The sequence below is a fragment of the Neisseria sp. HMSC064D07 genome (genome assembly GCF_001837185.1).
In the GTDB taxonomy this organism is placed as follows: Bacteria; Pseudomonadota; Gammaproteobacteria; order Burkholderiales; family Neisseriaceae; genus Neisseria; species Neisseria flavescens_C.
The window spans coordinates 1-7192 of the sequence record NZ_KV831702.1 but is presented as its reverse complement, the minus strand read 5'-3'; the positions used below and the strand labels follow the sequence as shown (position 1 = coordinate 7192).

Here is a 7192-nt window from a genome sequence, read left to right as displayed (position 1 = left end):
TCCTTGTTTGAGAGGTCGTCTGAAACGGCAATATTGACGGCAAATCAGGCGGGACCCATGCCGTTGAACACATCTTTTTTCTTCAGTCCTGCCGCGAAGTCGAGCATACGCTGCAAAGGCAGTTTGGCGGCTTCGCCCAGCTTTCTGTCCAACAGAATTTCGTTGTGTCCGCTTGTCAGGGCGTATTTGATGCCGCCCAGCGAATTCATCGCCATCCACGGGCAGAACGCGCAGCTTTTGCAGCTTCCGCCGTTGCCTGCCGTCGGCGCGGCGATGAATTCTTTGTCGGGCGCCTGCTTTTGCATTTCGTGCAGGATGCCCAAATCGGTCGCCACGATGAATTTTTTTTCGGGGCGCGATACGGCGGCTTTCAGTAGTTTGCTGGTCGAGCCGACCACGTCGCCCAGCTCGATGACGCTTTGCGGCGATTCGGGATGAACCAGTACCACCGCGTCGGGGTGTTCCGCCTTCAACGCTGCCAATTCCTGCCCTTTGAATTCGTTGTGGACGATGCACGAACCCTGCCACAACAGCATATCCGCGCCCGTTTCGCGGCGGATATAGTCGCCGAGGTGGCGGTCGGGTCCCCAAATCAGCTTCTCACCGCGCGATTTCAGATACGATACGATTTCCAACGCCACCGAAGACGTTACCACCCAGTCGGCACGCGCTTTCACGGCGGCGGAAGTGTTGGCGTACACCACCACCGTACGGTCGGGGTGTTGGTCGCAAAACGCTGAAAACGCCTCTTCCGGGCAACCCAAATCCAAAGAACATTCCGCCTCCAAATCAGGCATCAGCACCGTTTTTTCAGGGCAGAGGATTTTCGCGCTCTCGCCCATGAATCGCACACCCGCCACCACCAATGTACCGGCTTCGTGTTCCGCACCAAAACGCGCCATCTCCAACGAATCGCCCACGCATCCGCCTGTTTCCAAAGCCAAATCCTGAATCAGCGGATCAACATAATAATGCGCCACCAAGACCGCGTTTTTCTCCTTCAACAAAGCCTTAATTTCATCTTTCAGACGACCTGCCGTCTCGCGGTCGGGCGTGTCGGCAACCTTCGCCCACGCCTGACGGATTTGGCAGGCAGAAGTCGGCGTTTGGATGAGGGGCATATCATAATCGAACGAGCGGCGGGCGGCGGTTTGCATGAGACTTCCTTATGGCTGGTTTTTCAGACGGCATAAAGATTTGCCGTTTATATTTTGAAATATTTTTATATTATGCTCAACTTGAGTATAATGTGCAAGGTCGTCTGAAAACCGCTTTGGTTTACAATAAGGTTTTCTCTTGAATGAAAGCCACGCATGGATGCCTATCCTGAAACAGCAGCCAATACGCAAAGTATCGTCGAGCTTGTTCCTGTACTGATCGCCATTACAAACGGAAGCTTGAGGGTTTTGACAGTTGCCAAAGGAGAGCTATTACCCAATGGCCTGCTTGCACCGTTTCGCCACTCCTTGCAAGCAGGGGTCAGAATGTGGGTCGCCAAGCAGACATCGCAGCCTATGGGCTATGTAGAACAGCTTTATACCTTTGTCGATACGCGCCGCCAAAACGAGCAAGGCATGCCTGTCTTATACGTCAGCTATCTAGGGCTGGTGCGCGAAGCGGCCGACAGCATCCTTCATCCCGATGCGAAATGGCAGGACTGCTACTGCTATTTTCCGTGGGAAGATTTGCGTACTGACAGCGGGCTGCGCGATACCATCGTCAGCCGCCTGCGCATTTGGGCAAACTCGGCGGATACGGAGGAAGTGCGCCAAAAGCGGCTCAAGCGCATTCATTTGTGCTGGGGGGTAGAACCTGAAAATTGGTCGGAAGAATACGTTTTGCAACGCTATGAAATACTATACGAAAGCGGCCTGATAGCGGAAGCAGCCGAGCCTCAGGAAAACTTCAACTTCGCACTCACAGGGCAGCCCATGTGCCACGACCACCGCCGCGTGCTGGCGACTGCCTTGTCCCGCCTGCGCGCCAAAATCAAATACCGCCCAGTGATTTTTGAACTGATGCCGCCCGAATTTACATTGCTGCAACTGCAAAACAGCGTCGAAGCCATCAGCGGCAGGTTGTTGCATAAGCAAAACTTCCGCCGCCAGATTCAGCAGCAGAACCTTATCGAGCCGTCAGATACCAGCGTATCAGGTAGTAAAGGCCGTCCTGCACAGCTTTACCGCTTCCTCGACGACGTTCTGCCCGATCAGCTGATTTCTGATATCGGACTGCCGCTGGGTAGCCGCTAACTGATTTTCAGACGGCCTCAAATTAAATTTTGCCCCATCGGGCAATATCAATATTTTTCAACAAAGGAACCTTCATGTCGTCTGAAAACAACCTTCTTCCTCTCCCCGATACCCTGTTGCGCCCCATGGTAGAACAAGACTTGAGCGAAGATCTGGGCAGGCGCGGCGACATTACGTCCGCCGCCGTCATCGCGCCCGACAAAACCGCCAAACTTTTCCTGATCTGCCGCGAAGATGGCGTAATAGCAGGCATGGATTTGGCGCGTCTTGCCTTTCAGACGATGAATCCGTCCGTCCGTTTCCAAACCAAAATCCACGACGGACAAGCCGTCCGCGCAGGTCAGACGCTTGCCGCCGTCGAAGGCAACGCCTGCAGCCTGCTCGCCGCCGAACGCACCGCACTCAACTACCTCACGCACTTAAGCGGCATCGCCACCGCTACCGCTCGCGCAGTAGCCGAAGTTGCCGGTTACAATGTGGACATCGTGTGCAGCCGCAAAACCATCCCACTGCTTCGCGTCCTGCAAAAATACGCCGTCAGAGCAGGTGGGGGTGTGAACCACCGCATGGGCTTGGACGACGCCATCCTCATCAAAGACAACCATCTTGCCTATTGTGACGGCATCGCCCAAGCCGTACGGCAGGCAAAGCAGGCGGTCGGACCGTTGACTTGCGTGGAAATCGAAGTGGACACGCTGGCACAACTGGACGAAGCCATCGCGGCGGGCGCGGAACGGATTTTGCTGGACAATATGGACGACGAAACCTTAAAAGAAGCGGCAAACCGCTGCCACACACAAACCGCCCACCCTCACACCGTCTATTGCGAAGCATCGGGCGGCATCGGCTTCGACCGACTGAAGCGCGTGGCGCAAACCGACGTGGACGGCATCGCCCTCGGCTATCTGACCCACAGCAGCCGCTCGTTGGACATAGGTTTAGATTTCATGGCTTAAGTTTGAGTTGACTATAAAGCAAAAAGGCCGTCTGAAATTTCAGACGGCCTTTAATATCACCCATCAACCCAACGTTACCATTTCAATCTGCTCCATACTTCTACCCAAGAAGCGTTCGCCGATGGTGCGGAAGCGCAGTGGGATGTCGCTGACGTAGAAGCGGTAATCCGGATTGTCGTTTTCTGTATTCAGCAAACCTGCTTGCGCCAAGGCTTTGGCGGTGGCTTCAGCGGTGGTGATGGCGGAATCGACCAAGGTGACGTTTTGTGCTTCGCGGCCGATAAGTGGTTTGAGCAGTGGGAAATGGGTACAACCCAACACCAGCGTGTCGATGTCGTCGGCCAAGAGCGGCTTCAGGTATTCACGCACGGTCAGGCGGGTGACTTCGTGATCGAGCCAGCCCTCTTCTACCAATGGCACAAGCAGGGGCGCGGCTTGTGTGCGCACCAGCGTGTCGTTGTTTTTCGAATGGATAGCGCGCGCGTAGGCATTGCTGTTGACGGTGGTATTGGTCGCGATAATGCCGATTCGGTTGTTTTTGGTGGTTTGCAAAGCGGCTTCCGCACCGGCGGAGATGACGTCCAATACGGGCATATTGCCTGCTTTTTGGCGGATTTTTTGTCCGGCAACGGCGGCGATGGTGTTGCACGCGATGACGAGTGCTTTGACATCGTTTTCCAGCAGGAAATCGACAATCTGCATGGCGAAGGTCTCGATAGTGGCACGGGATTTGGTGCCGTAGGGAACGCGTGCGGTGTCGCCGAAATAGATGATGTTTTCCATCGGCAGGCGTTCCATCAGGGCGCGGACGTTGGTCAAGCCGCCGACGCCGGAATCGAATACGCCGATGGGGCGTTGTTTGCTGGTACTCATGGTTAATTTCTTCAATATAGCGTTGAGGACGTCTGAAACCGTTTTTCAGACGGCCTGAAGGTTAAACATACTCTTTTTTATCGTTTTCTACCCAAGCCTGATGCGAGCAAATCCACAACAGCACGATACCGCATATAGTCGAACTCAACATCATACCGGCCATTACCAAGGCAGAACCATTATGCAGCCAAGTCGTTGCCATGCCAACCGATGCGCCGATGAGGGATTGGAACACGCCTAAAACCGCATTTGCGCTGCCGCCCTCTGCACTGAAATAGCTCATAAAGCAGGCTTGAGTGTTCGCACCGACCAAGCCTTGCGTACCGACTGAAAACATCACGCACAGCACCAAAGCCCACAAAGGCGGCAAAGACAGCGACAACACCAAAACCACCATCAGCAGATTGGCGGCAAATTGGACGATAATGCCCCATTTGAGGATGTTTTGCGGATGCGTACCGGTTTTCAAACGCCATGCGGTAACGCGGTTAAACGACATCATGGTAATGATATTGAGCGCAAATATCCAAGCGTATTGGTTTGGTGAAACATGATACAGGTGTTGGTACACGAACGACGATTCGGTCAAAAAAGCAAACATCGAACCGAAACTGAAAGCTTGGAAAAACAAATAGCCCATCGCGGCGCGCGTTCTCAAAACACGTTTAAACCTGCCGGCCACCACGCCGAACACGTCCATGCTGATTTTGCCTTTTTGATGCGGCTTGGGCAGGAAATACCACATCAAACCCCAAAGCAGCAGCGAATAGCAGGCCAGAAAACCGAAAATCATGCGCCAGCCGCCCAAATTCTGCAAGCCTGCACCAATCATTGGCGCCATCAGCGGCACAATCATCAGAATGATGCCGATTAAGGCAAACATCTGCGCGGCTTTGCGTCCGGAATAATAATCGCGCACCATCGCACCGGAAATCACCACGGTCATCCCCGCGCCAAACGCCTGCACGGCACGCAAGTTCAGCAGCTGCTCGACATTATTCACCATCGTCAAACCGATGACGGCGGCAAAGTAAATGCTCAAGCCCACCAAGGCGACAGGTTTGCGGCCTTTAATATCCGAAATCGACCCACCAACTACCTGACCAAACGCCACGCCAAACATAAAAAAGCTCAGGCTTTGCTCGATGCGGTGAATGTCCGAACCCAGTGACTTCGCCATTTCGGGAATCGCAGGCAGATAGGCATCGACAGAAAACGGCATCAGCGCGACCAACATCGCCATCAGCACGGCCATGGTTTTTTCGTCCAAAGGGGCTTGTTGTGCAGTCATTCCGACTTTCGCTTTCGTAAAAAATATTCAACAAACAAAGAAAACAACCGCCTTGTCAGACGGTTGCGGATTGGATGGAATTATAGCAGATTTCAACCTTGTCCAATCACTGCAAAAAAACCTTTGCAAAACTTAAGGCCGTCTGAAACTTTGCTTGGTTGAATCCCCTCGCCGCAAACGTTAAAATGCTTGTTTTTTAAGACAACAAATTGTTTCACATCACGGATTCTAAGGAATAATCATGACTACATTTCAAATTGCGCGTACCGACGGGAAAACGCTCGAAATCCAAGGCAAAATGGCCAACCGCCACGGCTTGATCGCCGGCGCGACCGGTACGGGTAAAACCGTTACTCTGCGCCGCATGGCGGAAGCCTTCAGCAGCGAAGGCGTCCCTGTATTTTTGGTCGATGTCAAAGGCGATTTGTCGGGCATCGCGCAAGCCGGTGCTAACAGCGGCAAAGTGGGCGAACGCATCGCTGAGTTTGGTTTGGGCGAGCAATGGCTACAAAATTTCCCCGTGCGATTTTGGGATATTTACGGCGAAACCGGTATTCCCGTACGCGTCACCGTTTCAGAAATGGGCCCTATGCTTTTGGCTCGCCTGATGAATCTGAACGACACGCAAGAAGGTCTGCTCAACCTCGTGTTCAAAGTTGCTGATGACAGAGGCTGGCACATTCTGGACTTGAAAGACCTGCGCAGCATGTTGAAACACGTTTCCGACCATGCTTCGGAATACCGCACGCAATACGGCAACGTTTCTGCCGCCAGTATCGGCGCGATTCAACGCCAACTGCTGACTTTGGAAAACGAAGGTGCAGAAAAATTCTTCGGCGAACCTTCCCTCAACCTGCAAGACTGGATGCAAACCGACAACGGCAAAGGCATCATCAACATCCTCAACTCCGAAAAACTGATGCGCTCTCCGCGTATGTACAGCGCGTTTTTGCTGTGGATGCTGGCGGAGTTGTTTGAAACCCTGCCCGAAGTCGGCGATTTGGACAAACCGAAATTCGTGATGTTCTTCGACGAAGCGCATTTGATGTTCGACAATGCCGCCAATGCACTGGTCGAACAAATCGAACAAGTCGTACGCCTGATCCGTTCCAAAGGCGTGGGCGTATATTTCGTCACCCAAAACCCGCTCGACTTGCCCGATACCATTCTCGGCCAACTGGGTAACCGCGTACAACACGCCCTGCGCGCTTTCACGCCGCGCGACCAAAAAGCGGTTAAAGCAGCTGCCGAAACCTTCCGCAGCAACCCCAACATCAAAGTTGCCGAAGCGATTGCCGAACTCGGCGTCGGCGAAGCCCTCGTTTCCTTCCTTGATGAAAAAGGTATGCCCGAGCCGGTAGAACGCGCCCTTATTCTGCCGCCGCAATCTTCCTTAACCCCGCTTACCGCAGAGGAACGCAACCGCCTGTTCCAAAACGACGATTTATATCCAACCTATAAAGATATGGTGGACAACTACTCCGCTTTTGAAGCATTGGCCGAAGCAGACAGCCAAGCAGCCGCAGAAAAAGAAGCCGCAAATGCCGCCAAAGAGCAGGGAAAAGCGCAAAAAGCCGCAGAAAAAGAAGCTGCCAATGCCGATCCCGGCATCCTCGGCGGACTGATTGGCGGCTTGAGCGGCGGACGTAAAAAATCCGGCCAAGGTTTGGGCTACAACGTTGCCGACGCCATCGGCAGCCAAATCAACCGCCAAGTAACCAACGCCATTTCCCGCAGCGTAATGGGCATTATTAAAAATATGTTTAAATAATCAGCCTGCGAACATAAAAGGCCGAGACCTTTGCAAAAAAGCCCTTCCT

At 53.4% G+C, this 7192-nt stretch carries 6 protein-coding genes; 3 read left to right on the top strand and 3 right to left on the bottom strand.

Annotation, left to right across the window (positions count from 1 at the left end; all coding sequences use genetic code 11):
* Positions 1-44: 44 nt before the first annotated feature.
* Positions 45-1157, bottom strand: coding sequence for a quinolinate synthase NadA (nadA, locus tag HMPREF2608_RS08280; protein WP_070826608.1), 1113 nt, complete (start codon positions 1155-1157; stop codon positions 45-47).
* A 156-nt stretch (positions 1158-1313) separates the two neighbouring features.
* Here nadA and HMPREF2608_RS08275 point away from each other — a divergent pair, with 156 nt between their 5' ends.
* Both HMPREF2608_RS08275 and nadC read left to right on the top strand, forming a co-directional pair.
* The gene (locus HMPREF2608_RS08275; protein WP_070826607.1) at positions 1314-2252 is read left to right on the top strand and encodes an NUDIX hydrolase; all 939 of its coding nucleotides are present in this window, start codon (positions 1314-1316) and stop codon (positions 2250-2252) included.
* A gap of 74 nt (positions 2253-2326) precedes the next feature.
* Positions 2327-3208, top strand: coding sequence for a carboxylating nicotinate-nucleotide diphosphorylase (gene nadC, locus HMPREF2608_RS08270; RefSeq protein ID WP_070826606.1), 882 nt, complete (start codon positions 2327-2329; stop codon positions 3206-3208).
* A 63-nt stretch (positions 3209-3271) separates the two neighbouring features.
* Here the strand turns inward: nadC and murI are convergent, their stop codons facing one another.
* Complete coding sequence (murI, locus tag HMPREF2608_RS08265) at positions 3272-4081, bottom strand: glutamate racemase (protein WP_049331752.1); 810 nt, start codon at positions 4079-4081, stop codon at positions 3272-3274.
* Between the two features lie 61 nt (positions 4082-4142).
* A complete protein-coding gene (locus HMPREF2608_RS08260) occupies positions 4143-5372 on the bottom strand; it encodes a multidrug effflux MFS transporter (protein ID WP_070826605.1) in 1230 nt (409 codons plus the stop codon).
* A 241-nt stretch (positions 5373-5613) separates the two neighbouring features.
* On the opposite strand from HMPREF2608_RS08260, the gene HMPREF2608_RS08255 reads away from it, so the two are divergent.
* Positions 5614-7143: a helicase HerA-like domain-containing protein gene (locus HMPREF2608_RS08255; RefSeq protein ID WP_070826604.1), complete on the top strand. Its 1530-nt coding sequence runs from the start codon at positions 5614-5616 to the stop codon at positions 7141-7143.
* Positions 7144-7192: the final 49 nt, after the last annotated feature.